Here is a 19,080-nt window from a genome sequence, read left to right on the forward strand (position 1 = left end):
CAACGTTGCAAGAAGGGTGCCGCCGATGAAGTTGCCAATCTCCCTCCTTGCGGGGGAGATGGCCGGCAGGCCAGAGGGGGGTGCCTCGCGCCAACATTCCGGCAACTCCCTACCAAGGCACGACAGTGGTCCCCGGCCAATACTCCTGGGCGCGTCTGCCCTTCACCTCATGCGTGCGCTGATTGTCCATCACCCGGTTCGGTGTGATGCGGAACGAAAAAATATCGTCAAGACCAAATGGAGCCACGATCTCGAGCTGCCCATCCGCATCGTATCGCACACCCACCGCATGGGTCTTCGACGCAAAATAGCTGACGGATTCGCTGGCGCTCGAATAGCGCGGGCAGGGTTGGCAGAACTTCTGCGGATACCATAGATGCACCCGCGCCTGGTTGCGCACCTCGACCGGCAACGCTAGCCCCTCGAAATGCCGCGCCGCCCGGCGGATCACCGCGTCCTCGGCCTCGTAGGACAGGTCGCTGTCATCGAAGTAGAAGAGATCAACGTCCTTGATGCCGTAACCCGAAGGCTTGCCGGTCAGGTGGTTCCAGACACTGTTGTAGAGCGCGCCGGACACCACCAGCCAGCCCGGCAGGTCGAGCGTGCGAGCCCGCGCCAGCGCGTCGCGGACCAGCGGGTCGGCAGGCACGATGGCGAGAAACGCCGCGCGCTGTTCTTCGAAAGGAAGTCCGGAATACCGCAGATGGTCCATCGCCCTTTGGAGGGCGATTCGCCATCTGCTCGCAAGTCTTAGCCGCGCAGAACGCCGCCCGTCTGCTTGCCGACATTCTCGACGATACGCTTGGCCAGTGCCTCGAAATCCTCGTCGGTCAGCGTCTTTTCGACCGGCTGGATCGACACTTCGATGGCAATAGACTTCCTGCCCTCGCCGAGCGAAGCGCCTTCGAAGATGTCGAAGACCGAAACGCCCGTGATGAGCTTCTTGTCGGCGGCGAGCGCCGCGCGGACCAGCGTGCCGGCCTCGACCGTTTTGTCGACGACGAAAGCGAAGTCGCGCTTGACCGCCTGGAAGGGGGACAGTTCCAGTTTCGGCTTGGTTTTCGTCGGCTTGGCCTTCGGTTCGGGCACCGCATCGACGAACACCTCGAAGCCGCACAGCGGCCCGGAAACATCGAGCCCCTCCAGCGTCTTCGGGTGGAATTCGCCAAAGGTGCCGAGCACGGTTTTCGGGCCGAGCTTGATGGTGCCGGAACGGCCGGGATGGTACCAGGCTGGACCGCCGGCCTCGATCTGCAGCCGCTCGACCGGCGCACCGCAGGCTTCGAGCGCGGCGATCGCGTCGGCCTTGGCGTCGAACACGCCGACCGCACCCGAATTGCCGGCCCAGTTGCGGCCTGAGCCGTCGAGCTTGGCGGTGCCGCGGCGCACGCCGGCGGCGACGCGCCGCTGCTGGTCGGCGCCGTCGCCCTCATAGGTGCCCGACACTTCGAACAGCGCCACGTCGCCGATACCCTTGTCGGCGTTGCGCTGGGCAGCCGCGATCAGGCCCGGCAGCAGCGACGGCCGCATGTCGGACATGTTGGCGGCGATCGGGTTGGCGAGCTTCAGCGCGGTCTGGCCACCGCCGAACAGCTCGGCATGCTTGGCCGGAATGAACGACCAGGTGACGGCTTCCATCATGCCGCGCACGGCAAGCGCGCGCTTGGCGGTGCGGGTGCGGACCTGCAGCGTGGTGAGTATCCTTGCGTTGACCGCGTCATGCGCACCGAGCGGCTGCGGCGCGATGTTGTCGACGCCGTGGATGCGCATGACTTCCTCGACCAGGTCTGCCTTGCCATCGACGTCGGGGCGCCAGGACGGCACGGCGACATCGACGACATCGCCCGAGCCCTCCGGCTTGAAGCCGAGGCGCGACAGGATGTCGAGGCTTTCCGCCCTGGGAACCTCGATGCCGGTCAGCCTCTTCACTTCCGAAAGCGGGAAGGAAACGATCTTCGACTTGTGGCCGGCGTAACCGACGACTTCCATTTCGGTCGGCGTGCCGCCGCAGAAATCGAGCACCAGTTTCGTTGCCAGCTCGACGCCAGGCACCATGAATTCAGGGTCCACGCCGCGCTCGAAGCGGTAGCGCGCGTCGGTGATGATGCCGAGCGTACGGCCGGTGCGCGCCGTGGTGATCGGATCCCAAAGGGCGGATTCGATCAGCACGTCGGTCGTGTTCTCGTCGCAGCCCGAATGCTCGCCGCCCATGATGCCGGCGATGGACTCGACGCCATTGTCATCAGCGATGACACACATTTCCGGCGTCAGCGTGTATTCGCGGCCGTCGAGCGCCTGCACCTTTTCACCATCGCGCGCGCGGCGCACGACGAGATTGCCGGCAACCTTGCTGGCGTCGAACACATGCAGCGGGCGTCCGCGGTCGAAGGTGACGTAGTTGGTGATGTCGACCAGCGCGCTGATGGGTCTCAGGCCAATGGCGATCAGCCGCTGCTGCAGCCATTTTGGCGACGGCCCATTCTTGACGCCCTTGACCAGGTTGAGCGCGAAGCCGGGGCAAAGCTCCGGCGCTTCGATCGTCACCTTGACCGGACACATGCCATTGCCGACATGCGGCATGATGGCGCCGCCAACGAGGCGGCCAAGCCCGCTCGCCGCCAGATCCCTGGCGATGCCATAGACGCTGGTGGCATCCGGCCGGTTCGGCGTCAAATTGATCTCGATGACCGGATCGTCGATATGCGCATAGGCGGCGAAGCTGGTGCCGACCGGCGCATCCTCGGGCAGGTCGATGATGCCGTTGTGTTCGTCTGACAGTTCCAGCTCGCGCTCGGAACACATCATGCCGTGGCTTTCGACCCCCCTGATCTTGCCGACCGCCAGCGTCACGTCGATGCCGGGCACATAGGTGCCGGGCGCGGCAAAGGCGCCGATCAGGCCAGCGCGGGCGTTTGGCGCGCCGCAGACGACCTGCACGGGTGGCTTGCCGTCGCCCGTATCGACGGTCAGCACGCGCAGCCGGTCGGCATCGGGATGCTGGACCGCCGTCAGCACCCTGGCGATGACGAAGGGCTTCAGGCTTGACTTGTCGTCGACATGCTCGACTTCGAGGCCGATCGAGGTCAGCCGCTCGACGATCTCGTCGAGCGTAGCGTCGGTCTCTAGGTGGTCCTTGAGCCAGGAGAGGGTGAATTTCATGGGGCTGTTCCGTCTGGTCTTTTGACGCTTGATTTCAGATGTCTCGGCAGGTCGTCGGACATATGCAGGTAGGGCAGCTGCTCGCCGACATAGGCATGCAGCGTGGGTTCAAAATCGGCTGGCATGTCCATGGCGCCGAGCATGAAGTAGATGTCGTCTTCCAGCCGCTCGTCGACATAGGCGATGGGTGAGCCGCAAGTGCCGCAGAACGAGCGCGTCACCGGGCCGTTCTCGAACATCTTCAGCGCCTTGCCGGTGAACGCGACCTGACCGGCCGGGAAGCCGACAAAGGCCGATACAGGCGCGCCGCTGGCCCGCCGGCAATCGCCGCAATGGCAATAGCTGACGTGGTGCGGTTCGGCCGATGCCTCGAACCGCACGGCGCCGCAGCGACAGCCGCCGGCGTAGGGCGCTGTCATGCGCTCAGGCCCCCAAACAGCGTCGGCATGTCGAGCGGCCTGAACCCGTAATGCGACAGCCAGCGCACGTCGGCATCGAAGAAGGCGCGCAGGTCCGGCATGCCGTATTTCAGCATGGCGATGCGGTCGATGCCCATGCCCCAGGCAAAGCCCTGATATTCGTCCGGATCGAGCCTGCCATGGCGCAGCACGTTGGGATGGACCATGCCGCAGCCGAGGATCTCCATCCAGTCGGAGCCTTCGCCGAAGCGCACTTCGCCCGGCCGCGAGCGGTCGCACTGGATGTCGACCTCGAGGCTCGGCTCGGTGAACGGGAAGAAGGACGGCCGGAAGCGCATCTTGACCTGCGGCACCTCGAAGAAGGCCTTGCAGAACTCCTCCAGCACCCACTTCATGTTGGCGACGTTGGCCGTCTTGTCGATCACCAGCCCCTCGACCTGATGGAACATCGGCGAGTGAGTGGCGTCCGAATCCTGGCGGTAAGTCTTGCCCGGAATGACGATGCGGATCGGCGGCTTCCTCGTCTCCATGGTGCGGATCTGCACCGGCGAAGTGTGCGTGCGCAAAAGCTTGCGCTCGCCCTTCTCGTCCGGCTGGAAGAAGAAGGTGTCGTGCATCTCGCGCGCCGGATGGCCTTCGGGGAAATTCAGCGCAGTGAAATTGTAGTAATCGGTCTCGATATCGGGACCTTCCGCGATGGAAAACCCGAGGTCGCCGAAGATCGCAGCGATCTCATCGATGACCTGGCTGATCGGGTGGATACGGCCGCGCTCGGCCGGCGACTGCCGCACCGGCAGCGTCACATCGACCCTTTCGGCGGCGAGGCGGGCGGTGATCGCCACATCTTTCAACTCGGCCTTGCGCACCGTCAGCGCATCTGTGACGCGGTTCTTGAGTCCGTTGATTGCGGGGCCTTTGACCTGACGCTCCTCAGCGGTCATGGCGCCAAGGGTCTTCAGCATCTCGGACACGGCGCCCTTCTTGCCGAAAGCAGCGATGCGCACGGCCTCGATGGCCGGCTCATCGGCGGCCGAGGCGATTTCGGCCAGAAGTGAGTTTTCAAGCGTATCCAGGCCAGTGGTTGCGTCGTTCACGGTCAAACTCGCTACGTTGGAAATCAGCTCAAAGTGAAAGTCACTTTTAAGTTGAAAGTTCAGGCAAAAGAAAAACCCGCGCCAGCCGTGCCAGCGCGGGTTCCCCAAATCAGAATTGCGAATGCTTGGGAAGCGCTGGTCTTAGGCGACAGCGCTTTCAAAAGCGTTCGGCGTGGTGTTCTTCAGATATTCGAGCGCCACCTTGGCCTTGGCGACCAGGGCTGCGAAAGCCTGCGGCTCATGGATGGCCATGTCCGACAGGATCTTGCGGTCGATCTCGATGCCCGACTTGTTGAGGCCGTCGATGAAGCGGCCATAGGTCAGGCCATGCTCGTGCGTCGCGGCGTTGATGCGCTGGATCCACAGCGCGCGGAACGAGCGCTTGCGGTTCTTGCGGTCGCGATACGCGTACTGCATCGACTTTTCCACCGCCTGCTTGGCGATGCGGATGGTGTTCTTGCGGCGGCCGTAGAAGCCTTTGGCGGCTTTCAGGACCTTCTTGTGCTTGGCGTGCGAAGTGACGCCTCTTTTTACGCGTGCCATGTCATGATCTCCTTAAAAGCAATTCCAGGAAAAGTGCCTTGCGGTTTTCCGTTCGGAATTGCGTAAAACAAATGCGTGTCCGGACCGAATGATCTTATTTTGGCGAATGATGTTTTCCAAAAAGTCTGCAACTTTTTGGCATCATTCCCTAGAGACCGTTCGGCAGAAAATTCTTGATGACCTTCTTGCCATCCGGTTCAGCCAGAACCATCGTGCCGCGGGCATTTCGAATGAACTTGTTGGAACGCTTGATCATGCCGTGACGCTTGCCGGCCGCAGCCGACAGGACTTTACCCGTACCTGTGATCTTGAACCGCTTCTTGGCGGCCGATTTGGTCTTCATCTTGGGCATTTTGCTACTCCGTATTGTTGGCGCACTATCGCGCTTCTTGTTCGCTTCGGGCCGACCAAAGCCCGAAAAGCAAATGAAACCGCCACGGCATGCCCTGCCGGGCGGTTTTCTTGAACGGCGGTGCTATACGTCAAAGACGGCCCGCGTGCAACACCTGTGGAGATGCGGCGCTGTGTCCTTGGTCAGGGCAGCGTGAACCAGACCGGCAACATGCCTGACAGCTGGGCTCCGTCTATCAGCTCGAAGGCCGGCAGGGCGACGAGGAAGACCAGGCCGTCGAGCAGCGTGGTCAGCAACAGGCGGGGCTTGAAGCTGCCCGTATCGCCCTCCTGGTAGAGCGACAGCTTCGGGAAGAAGCGCGGCACCTTCTCCAGATAGGCCTGGTACGGCGCGCCGAGCGCTTCCTTGAGGAACTTCTCTTCGCGCAGGATGACGATGTGGAAGGCACCCGCGCACAGCAGCGCAAAGAGGATGATGCCGGAGAACGAGCCGATCTGGGCGCCGACGCCCGCCGCGGCCACGGTCGAGAACACATAAAGTGGGTTGCGGGTGATCGAGTAAGGCCCGCCGGTCACCACCTCGGAAGATTTGCGCCCGCCTATGTAGAGCGTCGCCCAAAGGCGCCCGACGATGCCGAGGAAAATCAGCAGCACGCCGAACATTTCGATCGACTCATGCACCCAGGTTTCAGGCGGAAACGTCGATTGGCCGAACAGCAGTGCCAGAAACAGCACCACCACCAGCACCGCAAGCACCATGCGGCGCATATGCTGGTAGTTGCCCAGCCCGTGTGCCTCGACGGGCGCAGACTTGATTTCATTGACCATGGCGGAATCCGATCGTCGAAAAACTTGCCGGCGATCGCAGCTTCTGGCCAAGAAAACAGGGCCCCGCCGATCGTTGGGACGGCTTGCAGGATAATTCAGGCGGATTTAATGCATGTCGCCTCTTTTGACTGCCTACCGCAGCTCAATACAGCCAGAAGAGGACGGGAATTACACCGCTTTCCTGTCCGGACTCGATGAGTTCGAAAAACGGTATGGAAACCAGAAACATCAAGCCGTCGCGCAGCGTGTGATTGAAGATGCGCGGTGTGAAGGTGACCTCGGCCTGATCGCGATAAAGCCGGGGATTGGGAAAAAAACGCGGCACCCGTGCAACGTAGTCCTTGTACGGCGCCCCGAGCACGGTCGTCAAATGCCGTTCCTCGCGCAGCGTGACGATGTGGAACGCGGCCGCGCACAAAACCGCCGACGCTACCGCGACGATCGCGCTGCCGGTCTGGGTGCCGATGCCGACGGCCGCTACGGTGGAGAAAAAATACAGCGGGTTGCGCATCACCGAATATGGGCCGGTTGCAACCACTTCGGCCGACTTGCGGCCGCCGATATAGAGGATCGACCAGAGCCGGCCGCCGATTCCGATCAGTATCAGGGCGATCCCGTGCGCCTCTATGCGTTCGTGGGTCAGTTCATCGTGCGGGGAGCCGCCGAAGATCAGCAAAGCGCAAAAAGCGCCGATTAGCAGCGCCAGCAGGACGCGCCGGCGCCGCTGATAGCGACCCATTTCACTTGTAGAACGTGCCGCAGCGGTCATGGGAGAATCCTTTCGCCGCGAGGACCGGCAACCAGAATCCTTGTCGAAGCAACTTGCGGAGAAATCATGGCGGAGGCAAAACAAAACAAAAGCCGCCGAAGCGGCCTTTGCTTTTGACGGGGATCGCTCTAGCGCGGCGACAGCACCATCATCATCTGGCGGCCTTCGAGCTTCGGTTCCGCTTCGACCTTGGCAATCGTCGCCACTTCCTCGCGGACCTTGTTCAGAAGCTGCATGCCGAGTTCCATATGCGCCATCTCGCGGCCACGGAAGCGCAGCGTCAGCTTGACCTTGTCGCCTTCCTCGAAGAAGCGGCGAACCGCCTTCATCTTGGTCTCGTAGTCATGGCTGTCGATGTTCGGGCGCATCTTGATCTCCTTGATCTCGATGACCTTCTGGTTCTTGCGCGCCTCGGCCGCCTTCTTCTGGTTGGCGTATTTCAACTTGCCGAGATCGAGGATCTTGACGACGGGGGGCACCGCATTGGGCGATATCTCGACGAGATCGAGCCCAGCCTCTTCGGCGAGCAGCAACGCATCGTTGATGGAAATATCGCCGCGGTTCTGGCCATCGGCGTCGATAAGCTGGACCCGGGGAACCCGGATGTCACGGTTGGAGCGCGGGCCATCCTTGGTCGGCGCCGCTGCTTTGAAAGGTCTGCGAATGGTCGTGGTCTCCTTGGCCGTTTCGTTCAGGTTCGTCAGTGTTGATGCGTGGACGCGCAATGTGGTGAGCGCGCGGGCGGAGTCAATAGCACAGCATTGACAGAAAATCACCCTGATCGCTGCTCTGCACCAAACAAACAACATCGTGAGCACTTTTCGCCACGCCACCGGCTGTGTCACAAGACCCGCGTTGAGGAAAAGCCATGACTGCTACGCCCCCAATCTTTCTGGATGTAGATGGATCGCGCATCGCGGTGCGCCATACTGCTGGCTCTGCGCCAGGCATCGTCTGGCTCGGCGGCTACAAGTCGGACATGCTGGGCACGAAGGCGCAGACGCTGACGGACTGGGCGGCGAAAGAAGGCCGCGCCTTCCTGCGCCACGATTATTCTGGCCATGGCGAATCCGGCGGCGCCTTTGCCGACGGCACGATTTCGACATGGCTTGCGCAGAGCCTTGCCGTGTTCCGGCATTTCACCCGGGGCAGCCAGATCCTGGTCGGCTCCTCGATGGGCGCCTGGATCGCGCTGCGCATGGTGCAGGAATTGCGCAAGGCAGGCGATAGCAACGTCGCCGGCATGGTGCTGCTGGCGCCAGCCCCGGATTTCACCGCCGACCTGGTCGAACCGGTGCTGACCAAGGCGCAGAAGCGCGATCTCGCCAAAAAAGGTTTCTTCGAAGAGCCGTCGGACTATTCCACGGAACCCTACATCTACACCCGCGCCCTGATCGAGGACGGGCGCTACAACCGGGTTATGACAGGCCCGATCGACACCCATTGCCCGGTGCACATCCTGCAGGGCCTGGCCGATGCGGACGTGCCTGCAAGCCACGCACTGAAGCTGGTCAGCTTGCTGCCCGCCGACGACGTGACACTGTCATTGATCCCCGACGGCGACCATCGCTTGTCGCGACCCCAAGATCTCGACATGCTGGTGCGGGCCGTCGATGCGATGGCGCAGAGGGGAAACTGATGCGCCTTTCCATCCCGATATCCGCCTTCGTCGCGGCGATCGTCGGCTTCGGCGGCACGCTGGCCATCGTCATCGCAGCCGCCACCGCAGTCGGTGCGACGCAGATCGAGACGGCAAGTTGGGTGACGACGATCTGCCTGGCCATGGCGATCGAGAGCCTGTGGCTGTCATGGCGCACGAAAATGCCTGTCATCACCGCCTGGTCGACGCCGGGCCTGGCGCTGATCGCGGCATCGAGCGGCTTTTCGATGAGCGAGGCCGTCGCCGCCTTCATCGTCACCGGCGTCCTTCTGATCGCCACAGGGCTGTTTCGGCCCCTGACCAAGCTGATCTCGAGGATACCGCCCTCCGTCGCCTCGGGCATGCTGGCCGGCATCGTCGTCACCTTCGCGCTCAATGCGGTGAAGACCATTCCGATCGACCCGTGGCTGATCCTGCCGCTGATCGCCGTCTTCTTCGTTATCAGGCTGTTCAACCCGGCGCTGTCGGTGCTGGCGGTTCTGATCGGCGGTGGCCTCGCCGCTTTCCTCACCGGCCGTGTCGGTGGCCTGCCGACACCGGAACTGTCGACGCTGACGCTGATTGCGCCTGACTTCACCACCAAGGCGGTGATTGGCCTGGCACTGCCGCTCTACCTCGTCACCATGGCGTCGCAAAACCTGTCCGGCCTCGCCGTGCTGCGCGCCGCCGGCTATCACCCGGAGCCCGGCCCGCTGATCGGTGTCACGGGCCTGTTTTCGCTGCTGTCGGCGCCGTTCGGCGGCTCGACGACCAATCTGGCGGCGATCTCGGCGGCGATCTGCACCGGGCCGGACGTCCACCCCGATCCCGCCGAGCGCTGGAAGACCGGGCCGTTTTATGCGCTCGCCTATCTCATCTTTGCTATTTTCGGCGCTTCGCTGGTGGCGATCTTCGCGGTGCTGCCGCAGAGCCTGATCGTGCTGGTGGCAGGCCTGGCGCTGATGGCGTCGCTCGCCAACGCGCTGTCTATCGCGCTGAAGGAAGAGGCGGATCGCATGGCCGCCACCGTCACCTTTGTCGTCACCGCGTCGGGCCTGACGCTGTTCGGCGTTGGCGCCGCATTCTGGGGCCTGATTGCCGGGTTGGTCGTGCTTTCCCTCGATATGATCAAAAAGCGGTAATCATTTCAGATGCTTGTCCGGATTTGGCGGACATTGTCTTGAATCGCCGTTTTTCTCTTCCCATTTCGATTCCACGCAGCCGGGTTTGGCTGTCTCCAACCGAAGGAATGGGAGAAAATGAACACATCCGCATTGATCCGTCCGGCCTGGACGCCCGCAACCATCGCGTTGATGGTTGTGGGTTTCATGGTGTTCTGGCCACTCGGCTTCGCCATGCTCGCCTACATCATCTGGGGCGACCGCCTCGATGGCTTCAAGCGTGACGTCAACCGCGCGACCGACGGCATCTTCGCCGGATGCCGCCGCGGTTCCGACAAGGCCGCGCGCTGGGGCAATGGCTCCGCCCGCACCGGCAACGTCGCTTTCGACGACTGGCGCGAAAAGGAACTGGAGCGCCTGAACGAAGAGCGTCGCAAGCTCGACGAGATGCTGACCCAGTTCGACGAGTATGCCCGCGAATTGCGCCGCGCCAAGGATCAGGACGAGTTCGACCGGTTCATGGCCAACCGCAACAAGTCGACGGCTCCGACGAAGACCGATCCGGGCGCCGGAACGACGACCACCAAGCGTGGCAAGGGTTCGAACCTGCTTGACGACTGAGGCCCGACGCATAACCCCGAAAACCGGAACCGGTTTTCGGGTCATGCGCCAACTTAAAGTGCTACAGCGTCCTTTGCGCGTCCCAGAGGACGCGCGGCGCTGTAGGACAGGCCAAGGTATGACGACGGCGTCGCGCGAGCGGCGCCGTTTCTTTTTTGTTCTAGTCGTTTTTCTCGAATCGCGTATCGTCCCGCCATGACTCTCGGCTTCTTTCGCAATCTGACAAAGCCCAAGCCCACGCCTGTCGTGGAACGCGAATATTGCATCGCCGGCCGCACGCTGCCGCTCAAGATCGTCGAGAGCGCCAGGGCGCGCCGAATGACGCTGCGCATCGATTCAGGCGGCCAGGGTCTGCGCATCACCGTGCCGCCAGGCCTGCGCCGCGGCGAGGTAGACAGGTTCCTCGAGCGGCACCAGGACTGGCTGGAGCAGCGACTGGCCAAGGTGCCGACGCGGCCGCAGGTGCGGCCCGGCATCAGGATCCCGGTGCGTGGCGTGGCGCACCGCATCGTCCATGAGCCATCAAAGCGCGGGACCGTGACGGTGTCGAGCGATGAGCGCGGCCCGCTGCTGATCGTGCACGGCGATCGCATACACCTACCGCGCCGCATCGCCGACTTCCTCAAGCGCGAGGCCAAGAAGGACATCGAGAAGCTGGTGCTCAAGCACACCCAGGCGTTAGGCAAACGCGCCAAGGCCGTCCGCTTCAAGGACACGTCGAGCCGCTGGGGCTCCTGCACCTCCGAAGGCAATCTGTCCTTCTCCTGGCGCATCATGATGGCGCCGTCGCCGGTCATCAACTATCTCGTCGCGCATGAAGTGGCGCATCTCAAGGAGATGAACCATGGTCCGAAATTCTGGAAATTGTGCGAAAAGCTCTGCCCCGACACCGATCGCTGCAAGGACTGGCTGAAGCGCAATGGCGGTGCGCTGCAGGCGATCATGTTCGAGTAGATCGCTCAGTCGTCGTTTGCGGCGTTCAAGTCCTCAGGCCGCAACCCCTCATCGCCATGATGCGGCCACGGCAGGAAATTGCCGTCGAATTCATCGCCGCCGAAATAGTCGAGCGCCCGGTGCGCTTCGGCGCCGTTGAAGGCAGCCTTGTCGATCAGGTGCGCGATGACCTCGCGCGCCTGCGCGACCTTCTGCCTGAGTTCGGCAATTGTCCTGTCGGTCATGATCGTGCTCCCGCCGTGTCCTGTTCATCCATAGGTAGCGCCTTTGGCCGTGTCGGCAAACAGCATGCTTTTTCTCGACTCTTTTCGCTTTTCATGCCAATTCCCGCGCCATGGCACTCGACATCAAGATCTGCGGCTTGAAGACCGACGGGGCAATGGCCGCGGCGCTGGCCGGCGGCGCCAGCCATGTCGGGTTTATCTTCTTCGCCAAAAGCCCGCGCTATGTCGAACCTGCCGAGGCTGGCCGTCTGCGCGAGACTGCGCGCGGCAAGGCGATGGCGGTTGCCGTCACCGTAGATACCAGCGACGCCTTCCTTGATGAAATCGTTGCCAAAATGCAGCCTGACATGCTGCAGCTGCATGGTGCGGAAACGCCCGATCGCGTCGCCGAGGTCAAAGCCCGCTATGGCCTGCCGGTGATGAAGGCGCTGCCGCTCAGCGAGGCCGCCGATCTCGAACGGATAAAGCCGTTCATCGGCATAGCCGACCGGTTCCTGTTCGACGCCAAGCCGCCGAAAGGCTCGCAACTGCCGGGCGGCAACGGCGTGGCCTTCGACTGGCACATCCTCGCCGGCCTTGACGGCAGCGTCGATTACATGCTTTCCGGTGGGCTCAACGCCGCCAATATCGGCGATGCCCTTCGGCTTGCCGACCCGCCCGGAATAGACATTTCCTCAGGCGTGGAAAGCGCGCCGGGCATCAAGGATCCGGCGCTGATCGAACAGTTTTTCCGGGCCGTCAGGGCCGCGCGGAACACCCGCGCAGCCTGAGCGTGCTGTAAACGACAAGCCAGGAGATCGGCGATGAACAAGCCGGCGACACCCAATTCCTTCCGCACCGGACCCGACGAACAGGGCATGTTCGGCATTTTCGGCGGTCGTTTCGTTGCCGAAACGTTGATGCCGCTGATCCTCGATCTGGAGCGGCACTGGAACGAGGTCAAGAACGATGCGGATTTCAGGGCCGAGCTGACTGACCTGTCGACCCACTATGCCGGACGGCCGTCGAAGCTTTATTTCGCCGAAGGCCTCACGAAGCATCTCGGCGGCGCAAAGGTCTATTTCAAGCGCGAGGATCTGAACCATACCGGTTCGCACAAGATCAACAATTGCCTCGGCCAGATCCTGCTGGCCAAGCGCATGGGCAAGAAGCGCATCATCGCCGAGACCGGCGCCGGCCAGCACGGCGTGGCGTCGGCCACGGTCGCGGCCCGCTTCGGCTTTCCCTGCGTCGTCTATATGGGCGCCACCGACGTCGCCCGGCAAAGCCCCAATGTCTTCCGCATGAAGCTGCTCGGCGCCGAAGTGCGGCCGGTGACCGCCGGTCACGGCACGCTGAAGGACGCCATGAACGAGGCGTTGCGCGACTGGGTGACCAATGTCGAGGACACCTATTACTTGATCGGCACCGCTGCGGGCCCGCATCCCTATCCGGAGCTGGTGCGCGATTTCCAGTCGGTGATCGGCATCGAGGCGCGGGCGCAGATCCTCGAACAGGAGGGCCGGCTGCCGGACACGATCATCGCCGCTGTCGGCGGCGGCTCCAACGCCATCGGCCTGTTCCATCCGTTCCTCGACGACAAGGATGTCCGCATCATCGGCATCGAAGCCGGCGGGCGCGGTCTCGACGGCATCGAGCATTGCGCGTCGATGAATGCCGGCGCGCCCGGCGTGCTGCACGGCAACCGTACCTATCTCCTGCAGAACTCTGACGGCCAGATCATGGATGGCCATTCGATCTCGGCCGGCCTCGATTACCCTGGTGTCGGCCCGGAGCACTCGTGGCTGCGTGATTCAGGCCGCGTCGAATATGTGCCGATCCTCGACGACGAAGCGCTGGAGGCCTTCAAGCTGACGACGCGCGTCGAAGGCATCATCCCGGCGCTGGAATCCGCGCATGCCATTGCGCATGCGGTGAAGATCGTGCCCGCCATGGACAAGGACCAGATCGTCATCGTCAACCTGTCCGGCCGTGGCGACAAGGACGTGCACACGGTGGCTTCGATGCTGGGCATGGAGATCTGATCATGGTGACCCGCATCGACCGCCGCATGGCGAAGCTGAAGACCGAGGGCCGCCCGGCGCTCGTCACCTATTTCATGGGCGGCGACCCCGACTACGACACCTCTTTGTCGATCATGAAGGCACTGCCCAAGGCTGGCGCCGACATCATCGAGCTCGGCATGCCGTTCTCCGATCCGATGGCCGACGGCCCGGCGATCCAGGCAGCGGGCCTGCGGGCGCTGAAGGGCGGCCAGACGCTGGTCAAGACGCTGAAGATGGCGTCCGACTTCCGTGCTGGCGACAATGAGACGCCCATCGTGCTGATGGGCTATTACAATCCGATCTACATCTATGGCGTCGACCGCTTCCTCAAGGACGCGATCGCCAGCGGCATCGACGGGCTGATCGTCGTTGACCTGCCGCCCGAGATGGACGAGGAACTGTGCATTCCGGCGCTCAAGGCCGGCATCAACTTCATCCGGCTGGCGACGCCGACCACCGACGACAAGCGCCTGCCGAAAGTGCTGCAGAACACGTCGGGCTTCGTCTATTACGTCTCGATGACCGGCATCACCGGCTCGGCGCTGGCTGACACCGGCAAGGTGGCGGCGGCGGTCAAGCGCATCAAGGGCCACACCGACCTGCCGGTCTGCGTCGGCTTCGGCGTCAAGACCGCCGAGCAGGCCCGGGTGATCGGCGCCAATGCCGACGGCGTCGTCGTCGGCACCGCGATCGTCAATGCGGTGGCCAATGTGCTGGGACCGAAGGGCGAAAAGACCGCCGATCCGGCCGAAGCCGTCGCCACGCTGGTCAGCGGCCTTGCGCAAGGTGTGCGCTCGGCCCGCCTTGCTGCTGCCGAATAGTTTCCCTACGTCTTTAGCCAAATCTTCGTCAGGACAGGAGCCGAAGCGATGAACTGGATCACCAATTACGTTCGCCCGAAGATCAATTCGATGCTCGGCCGGCGCACCGACATGCCCGAGAATCTCTGGATCAAGGATCCGGAGACCGGCGAGATGGTGTTCCACAAGGACCTGGAATCCAACCAGTTCGTCATTCCTTCGTCCGGCCATCACATGAAGATCTCGGCCAAGGAGCGGCTGAGATTCTTCTTCGATGGCGGCAAATACGAGACCCTGGACAACCCCAAGGTGATGCAGGATCCGCTGAAATTCCGCGACGAGAAGCGCTATGTCGACCGGTTGAAGGACGCCAAGGCCAAGACCGGCCTTGAGGACGCGATCATCAATGCGCTGGGCACCGTCGAGGGTCTGCCGGTGGTGGTCACGGTGCAGGACTTCGCCTTCATGGGCGGCTCGCTCGGCATGGCTGCCGGCGACGCCATCGTGCATGGCTTCGAAGTGGCCCTGCAGCGCAAGCGGCCGCTGATCCTGTTCGCCGCTTCCGGCGGCGCGCGCATGCAGGAAGGTATTTTGTCCCTGATGCAATTGCCGCGGACAACGATCGGTGTCGACCGGCTGAAGGAAGCCGGCCTGCCCTATATCGTCGTTTTGACCAACCCGACCACGGGCGGCGTGACCGCCTCCTACGCCATGCTGGGCGACGTGCACATCGCCGAGCCCGGCGCGCTGATCGGCTTTGCCGGACCGCGCGTCATCGAACAGACGATCCGCGAGAAATTGCCCGACGGCTTCCAGCGCTCCGAATATCTGATGGAGCACGGCATGGTCGACATGGTGGTGTCGCGGCTGGAGCTGCGCGAAACCATATCGCGGCTGCTCAAGATGCTGCTCAAGCTGCCGGAGGAGCAAAAGCCGCTGGAGCCGGAAATCCTGCCGCCGGCAGCGGTCGCCGCGGAAGCTCGGCCGCAAGCCTGAAGCGACACGAAGCGCCGCGACCGCGATTGCACGACGGCTTCGGCGCGCTGTAGCTTTTGATTGCCATGGCCATCCGAAACGATTCTGGTTTTCAGGCTCATGCGCTAGGATTCTACCCATGACGACGCTTGCCGCCGACCGCGAAATCGAAGCCCTGATGGCACTTCATCCGAAAGGCTTCGACCTTTCGCTCGACCGCATTTCGCGGCTGCTGGAGCGGCTTGACAATCCGCAGGATCGGCTGCCCCCGGTCATCCACATCGCCGGCACCAACGGCAAAGGCTCGTGCGCCGCCTTTTCGCGCGCCCTGCTCGAGGCCGCGGACTACCGCGTCCATGTCCATACCTCGCCGCATCTGGTCAACTGGCATGAGCGTTACCGGCTGGCTGCCGATGGCGGCGGCAGGCTGGTCGAAGACAGGGTTTTCGCCGATGCTATTGCCCGTGCCGCCAGGGCCAATGAGGGCGAGAAGATCACCGTCTTCGAGATTCTCACCGCAGTCACCTTCCTCTTGTTTTCCGAACACCAGGCCGACGCCGCCATCATCGAGGTCGGGCTCGGCGGCCGCTTCGACGCGACCAATGTCGTCAAGGAGCCCGCCGTGTCGGTGATCATGCCGGTGTCGCTCGACCACGAGGCCTATCTCGGCGACCGGGTCGAACTGATCGCGGCCGAAAAGGCCGGCATCGTCAAGCCCGGCTGTCCGGTGGTCATCGGCGCGCAGGAGAGCGAAACGGCGCTGCAGGTGCTGATCGAAACCGCCGAGCGGCTTGAATGCCCCACCTTCGTCTACGGCCAGGATTTCCTTGCCTTCGAGGAGAACGGCCGCATGGTCTACCAGGACGAAGACGGGTTGATGGACCTGCCGCCGCCCAGGCTGCCCGGCCGCCACCAGTTCGCCAATGCGGCGGCGGCGATTGCCGCGGTCAAGGCGGCCGGTTTCGAGATCAGCCATCGCGCCGCCGAAAAGGCGATGATCAATGTCGCCTGGCCCGGCCGCATGCAGAAGCTGATGCAGGGCCGGCTGGCCGAACTGGCACCCAAGGGCGCCGATATCTGGCTCGACGGTGGCCACAATCCGGGAGCCGGCGTGGTGGTTGCCGAAGCGTTGGCCGAGCAGGAAGAGAAGAACCCGCGTCCGCTGTTCCTCATCTCGGGCATGATCAACACCAAGGACCAGAGCGGCTATTTCCGTGCCTTCAAGGGCCTCGCCCGGCATGTCTACACGGTGCCGGTGAGCCTCAGCGAGGCCGGCGTGCCTAATGACGAACTGGCGATCCGCGCGACGGAAGCCGGGCTGACCGCCGAGCCGGTGAGTTCCGTCGCCAGCGCGCTGATGCTGCTGCGCGACACCTGGGACGGCCCGGCGCCACGCATCCTGATCAGCGGTTCGTTGTATCTGACCGGCGCGGTGCTGGCCGAGAACGGCACTCCGCCGACCTGAGGTCGGAGTTGCGAGGAACCCGTCATGATCAAGGTTAAGCAGCTCGCTCACGTCTGCATCTTCGCGCATGACCTGGAGGCAACGCGAAGCTTCTATCGCGACGTGCTGGGCCTGGATACGCAGTTCAATTTCCTGCGCGACGGCAAGATTTTCGGGTTCTACCTCAATTGCGGCGGGCGCAGCCACATCGAGGTGTTCCAGAAGGACGGCACGGCCTACACCGAGCAGAACCAGATCAACCATTTCTGCCTTGAGGTGGAAAACATCGATGCTGCGATCGATCACATCAAATCGAAGGGCATCGACGTCACGGCCAAGAAGCACGCCTGCGACGACACTTTCCAGGCCTGGATCCGCGATCCCAACGGCGTGAAGATCGAGCTGTTCGAATACACCGGCAAAAGCGCACAGTTCGCCGGCGGCGACCGCATCGCCGATTGGTAGAGCATTCCTCCTTTTCCGTGAAACGGTGAAACGCCCTAACGCGTGTCGCGTCTGAACGAATTCAGGTGACCCGCTTTAGGCCATTGTTTTTATGCATGTCGTCTTCCCAAAACCGAGATCACTTTTGGGCGACATGCATTAGAAATCCCAAGGTGAGATCAGCTCGAGGTTGGCCGGGCCGAAGTCGTTCAGGTTACGCGTTGCCAGCCGACCGCCATTCACGCGCGCTATCGCTGCAATCATGCCATCGGGTGCCGACATGCCCCGGCCCTTGCGCGTCGCCGTTCCCATAATCTCGCCATAAGCCAGAGCCGCCTCCTCCGTCAGCCCAAAAATGCGACCGGCAAAGCGATGGCGCCATTGGGAGAGACCTTGCTCCAGGCGATCGGCACGCTCGTCAGGTCGTATCTTTTGGATACCGAAAGCGATTTCGGCAATCGCCACCGTGGGAAGCGCCAGTTCGGTATCGTTGCGAACCAGCCAAGCCATGACAGCCGCGTCAGGCGCCTTTCTAAGGCTCTCAGAAATCACATTGGTGTCGACGAAAATCAAAGCTCCGGCCCTGTATGGACCTTGCGGTTTTCCCGTATGATTTCTTCCAGATCGATGTCGACGCCAACGCTTGCCGTCAGGCGGGAGTAGAAGGCGGATGCCGGTTCTCGCCCGGCCTCGCGAATCTCATAGGATTCAAGCGCGCGTTCGACGATATCAGCTATTGAGCGGTTTTCGCGACGAGCGAGTCGATGCGCAAGATCACGTGCTTTTGCGCTGCGGACGGAAAGCTGGGGTTCGGCCATTTCAAACTCCCTTTTGAAAAGATATAGCCTTTCCTGCCCCTGCCATCAAGATGGCAGATGATGGCACGCCATCACTTCAGCTCGATCTCGATGAAGGCGTATTCACCCTCATTGGCGCTGATCACGTCGTGCTCGACGCCTTCCTTGCGGAAATAGGGTGCGCCCTTCTTCATCTCGGCGAAGTTCTCGCCATCCTTGGTCACCAGCTTCACCTTGCCGTCCATCAGCGGCACCACGACATAGTCATGGCCATGGCGATGCCAGCCAGTATTGTCGCCGGGCTGGAAGCGGTATTCGGTGACGATGACGCGCTCATTGTCGATGAAGACGGTGGCCTTGGCGGATCCGGTCATATCATTTCTCCCTGCTTGCGCTGCCAACAGAAGACATGGATTGCCCGGATGTGAGGGCCAGAGCCTGTTACCAATGACGCCAACAAAAAGCCCGGCGCGAGGCCGGGCTTGATATCAGGAATTTCAGATAGGTCAGGCGAGGTTGCCATTGATCCAGTGCGACAGCGCGGTCTTCGGCGCCGCACCGACCTTCATGTCGGCCATTTCGCCGCCCTTGAAGATCATCAGCGTCGGGATCGAGCGCACGCCGAACTGGGCGGCAAGCTCGGGATTCTCGTCGATGTTCAGCTTGGCGATCTTGACCTTGGCGCCGAGTTCGGTGGCGATGTCTTCGAGCGCCGGAGCGATCTGCTTGCAGGGGCCGCACCATTCCGCCCAGAAATCGACGACGACCGGTACGTTGGCGTCAAGCACGTCAGCCTGGAAGTTGCTCTTGTCGACCTTCACGGTTGCCATATGGAAAAATCCTTTTGAAAGTT

At 62.5% G+C, this 19,080-nt stretch carries 24 protein-coding genes; 10 read left to right on the top strand and 14 right to left on the bottom strand.

Going from position 1 to position 19,080, the window contains the following annotated elements; all coding sequences use genetic code 11:
• Nucleotides 1–109: 109 nt before the first annotated feature.
• The 9 genes from X735_RS154825 to infC form a co-directional block, all read right to left on the bottom strand.
• Entirely contained in the window at nucleotides 110–712 is a 603-nt protein-coding gene (locus tag X735_RS154825; RefSeq protein WP_023810602.1) for a nucleotidyltransferase family protein, read from the bottom strand.
• Between the two features lie 38 nt (nucleotides 713–750).
• Nucleotides 751–3,159, bottom strand: a complete 2,409-nt coding sequence (gene pheT / locus X735_RS154820; protein ID WP_023810603.1) for a phenylalanine--tRNA ligase subunit beta — start codon at nucleotides 3,157–3,159, stop codon at nucleotides 751–753.
• Nucleotides 3,156–3,578 carry a GFA family protein gene (locus X735_RS154815; protein ID WP_023810604.1) on the bottom strand — a complete coding sequence of 141 codons (423 nt, stop codon included), beginning with the start codon at nucleotides 3,576–3,578 and terminating at the stop codon, nucleotides 3,156–3,158. The genes pheT and X735_RS154815 overlap by 4 nt, the downstream gene beginning before the upstream one ends.
• Nucleotides 3,575–4,672 (bottom strand): phenylalanine--tRNA ligase subunit alpha, encoded by a 1,098-nt coding sequence (gene pheS / locus X735_RS154810; protein WP_023810605.1) that lies wholly within the window; start codon nucleotides 4,670–4,672, stop codon nucleotides 3,575–3,577. Before pheS ends, X735_RS154815 begins: the two co-directional genes overlap by 4 nt.
• Nucleotides 4,673–4,813: 141 nt before the next feature.
• Nucleotides 4,814–5,215: a 50S ribosomal protein L20 gene (rplT, locus tag X735_RS154805; protein WP_023672281.1), complete on the bottom strand. Its 402-nt coding sequence runs from the start codon at nucleotides 5,213–5,215 to the stop codon at nucleotides 4,814–4,816.
• Between the two features lie 148 nt (nucleotides 5,216–5,363).
• Complete coding sequence (gene rpmI / locus X735_RS154800) at nucleotides 5,364–5,567, bottom strand: 50S ribosomal protein L35 (RefSeq protein ID WP_006201248.1); 204 nt, start codon at nucleotides 5,565–5,567, stop codon at nucleotides 5,364–5,366.
• Between the two features lie 182 nt (nucleotides 5,568–5,749).
• Nucleotides 5,750–6,394 (bottom strand): isoprenylcysteine carboxylmethyltransferase family protein, encoded by a 645-nt coding sequence (locus tag X735_RS154795; RefSeq protein ID WP_023810606.1) that lies wholly within the window; start codon nucleotides 6,392–6,394, stop codon nucleotides 5,750–5,752.
• Between the two features lie 142 nt (nucleotides 6,395–6,536).
• Nucleotides 6,537–7,163 carry an isoprenylcysteine carboxylmethyltransferase family protein gene (locus tag X735_RS154790; protein ID WP_023810607.1) on the bottom strand — a complete coding sequence of 209 codons (627 nt, stop codon included), beginning with the start codon at nucleotides 7,161–7,163 and terminating at the stop codon, nucleotides 6,537–6,539.
• A gap of 128 nt (nucleotides 7,164–7,291) precedes the next feature.
• Nucleotides 7,292–7,828 (bottom strand): translation initiation factor IF-3, encoded by a 537-nt coding sequence (gene infC / locus X735_RS154785; RefSeq protein ID WP_023810608.1) that lies wholly within the window; start codon nucleotides 7,826–7,828, stop codon nucleotides 7,292–7,294.
• 203 nt (nucleotides 7,829–8,031) lie between these two features.
• Between infC and X735_RS154780 the strand changes: the two genes are divergently transcribed.
• The 4 genes from X735_RS154780 to X735_RS154765 all read left to right on the top strand — a co-directional run bounded on the left by X735_RS154780 (nucleotide 8,032) and on the right by X735_RS154765 (nucleotide 11,498).
• Nucleotides 8,032–8,802, top strand: a complete 771-nt coding sequence (locus X735_RS154780; RefSeq protein ID WP_023810609.1) for an alpha/beta hydrolase — start codon at nucleotides 8,032–8,034, stop codon at nucleotides 8,800–8,802.
• Nucleotides 8,802–9,944 carry a benzoate/H(+) symporter BenE family transporter gene (locus X735_RS154775; RefSeq protein WP_023810610.1) on the top strand — a complete coding sequence of 381 codons (1,143 nt, stop codon included), beginning with the start codon at nucleotides 8,802–8,804 and terminating at the stop codon, nucleotides 9,942–9,944. The genes X735_RS154780 and X735_RS154775 overlap by 1 nt, the downstream gene beginning before the upstream one ends.
• 117 nt (nucleotides 9,945–10,061) lie before the next feature.
• A complete protein-coding gene (locus X735_RS154770; RefSeq protein WP_023810611.1) occupies nucleotides 10,062–10,544 on the top strand; it encodes a DUF2852 domain-containing protein in 483 nt (160 codons plus the stop codon).
• A 195-nt stretch (nucleotides 10,545–10,739) separates the two neighbouring features.
• On the top strand, nucleotides 10,740–11,498 hold the full coding sequence (locus X735_RS154765) for a M48 family metallopeptidase (RefSeq protein WP_023810612.1): 759 nt from the start codon (nucleotides 10,740–10,742) through the stop codon (nucleotides 11,496–11,498).
• A gap of 5 nt (nucleotides 11,499–11,503) precedes the next feature.
• Here X735_RS154765 and X735_RS154760 read toward each other — a convergent pair whose 3' ends face one another.
• Nucleotides 11,504–11,722 carry a hypothetical protein gene (locus X735_RS154760; protein ID WP_023810613.1) on the bottom strand — a complete coding sequence of 73 codons (219 nt, stop codon included), beginning with the start codon at nucleotides 11,720–11,722 and terminating at the stop codon, nucleotides 11,504–11,506.
• A 110-nt stretch (nucleotides 11,723–11,832) separates the two neighbouring features.
• On the opposite strand from X735_RS154760, the gene X735_RS154755 reads away from it, so the two are divergent.
• The 6 genes from X735_RS154755 (at nucleotide 11,833) to X735_RS154730 (ending at nucleotide 17,451) form a co-directional block, all read left to right on the top strand.
• Complete coding sequence (locus tag X735_RS154755) at nucleotides 11,833–12,492, top strand: phosphoribosylanthranilate isomerase (RefSeq protein ID WP_023810614.1); 660 nt, start codon at nucleotides 11,833–11,835, stop codon at nucleotides 12,490–12,492.
• A 33-nt stretch (nucleotides 12,493–12,525) separates the two neighbouring features.
• A complete protein-coding gene (trpB, locus tag X735_RS154750) occupies nucleotides 12,526–13,746 on the top strand; it encodes a tryptophan synthase subunit beta (protein WP_023810615.1) in 1,221 nt (406 codons plus the stop codon).
• Nucleotides 13,747–13,748: 2 nt separating this feature from the next.
• Nucleotides 13,749–14,588, top strand: coding sequence for a tryptophan synthase subunit alpha (trpA, locus tag X735_RS154745; protein ID WP_023810616.1), 840 nt, complete (start codon nucleotides 13,749–13,751; stop codon nucleotides 14,586–14,588).
• Nucleotides 14,589–14,636: 48 nt separating this feature from the next.
• Nucleotides 14,637–15,563 carry an acetyl-CoA carboxylase, carboxyltransferase subunit beta gene (gene accD, locus X735_RS154740; protein WP_023810617.1) on the top strand — a complete coding sequence of 309 codons (927 nt, stop codon included), beginning with the start codon at nucleotides 14,637–14,639 and terminating at the stop codon, nucleotides 15,561–15,563.
• Between the two features lie 118 nt (nucleotides 15,564–15,681).
• On the top strand, nucleotides 15,682–17,007 hold the full coding sequence (locus X735_RS154735) for a folylpolyglutamate synthase/dihydrofolate synthase family protein (RefSeq protein ID WP_023810618.1): 1,326 nt from the start codon (nucleotides 15,682–15,684) through the stop codon (nucleotides 17,005–17,007).
• 24 nt (nucleotides 17,008–17,031) lie between these two features.
• Nucleotides 17,032–17,451: a VOC family protein gene (locus X735_RS154730; RefSeq protein WP_023810619.1), complete on the top strand. Its 420-nt coding sequence runs from the start codon at nucleotides 17,032–17,034 to the stop codon at nucleotides 17,449–17,451.
• 138 nt (nucleotides 17,452–17,589) lie between these two features.
• Here X735_RS154730 and X735_RS154725 read toward each other — a convergent pair whose 3' ends face one another.
• The 4 genes from X735_RS154725 to trxA form a co-directional block, all read right to left on the bottom strand.
• Nucleotides 17,590–18,003: a type II toxin-antitoxin system VapC family toxin gene (locus tag X735_RS154725; protein WP_023810620.1), complete on the bottom strand. Its 414-nt coding sequence runs from the start codon at nucleotides 18,001–18,003 to the stop codon at nucleotides 17,590–17,592.
• Nucleotides 18,000–18,248, bottom strand: coding sequence for a hypothetical protein (locus tag X735_RS154720; RefSeq protein WP_023810621.1), 249 nt, complete (start codon nucleotides 18,246–18,248; stop codon nucleotides 18,000–18,002). Before X735_RS154720 ends, X735_RS154725 begins: the two co-directional genes overlap by 4 nt.
• 71 nt (nucleotides 18,249–18,319) lie before the next feature.
• On the bottom strand, nucleotides 18,320–18,601 hold the full coding sequence (locus tag X735_RS154715; RefSeq protein ID WP_023810622.1) for a cupin domain-containing protein: 282 nt from the start codon (nucleotides 18,599–18,601) through the stop codon (nucleotides 18,320–18,322).
• Nucleotides 18,602–18,733: 132 nt separating this feature from the next.
• A complete protein-coding gene (gene trxA, locus X735_RS154710; RefSeq protein WP_023810623.1) occupies nucleotides 18,734–19,057 on the bottom strand; it encodes a thioredoxin in 324 nt (107 codons plus the stop codon).
• Nucleotides 19,058–19,080: the final 23 nt, after the last annotated feature.

The organism is Mesorhizobium sp. L2C084A000 (assembly GCF_000502875.1).
In the GTDB taxonomy this organism is placed as follows: Bacteria; Pseudomonadota; Alphaproteobacteria; order Rhizobiales; family Rhizobiaceae; genus Mesorhizobium.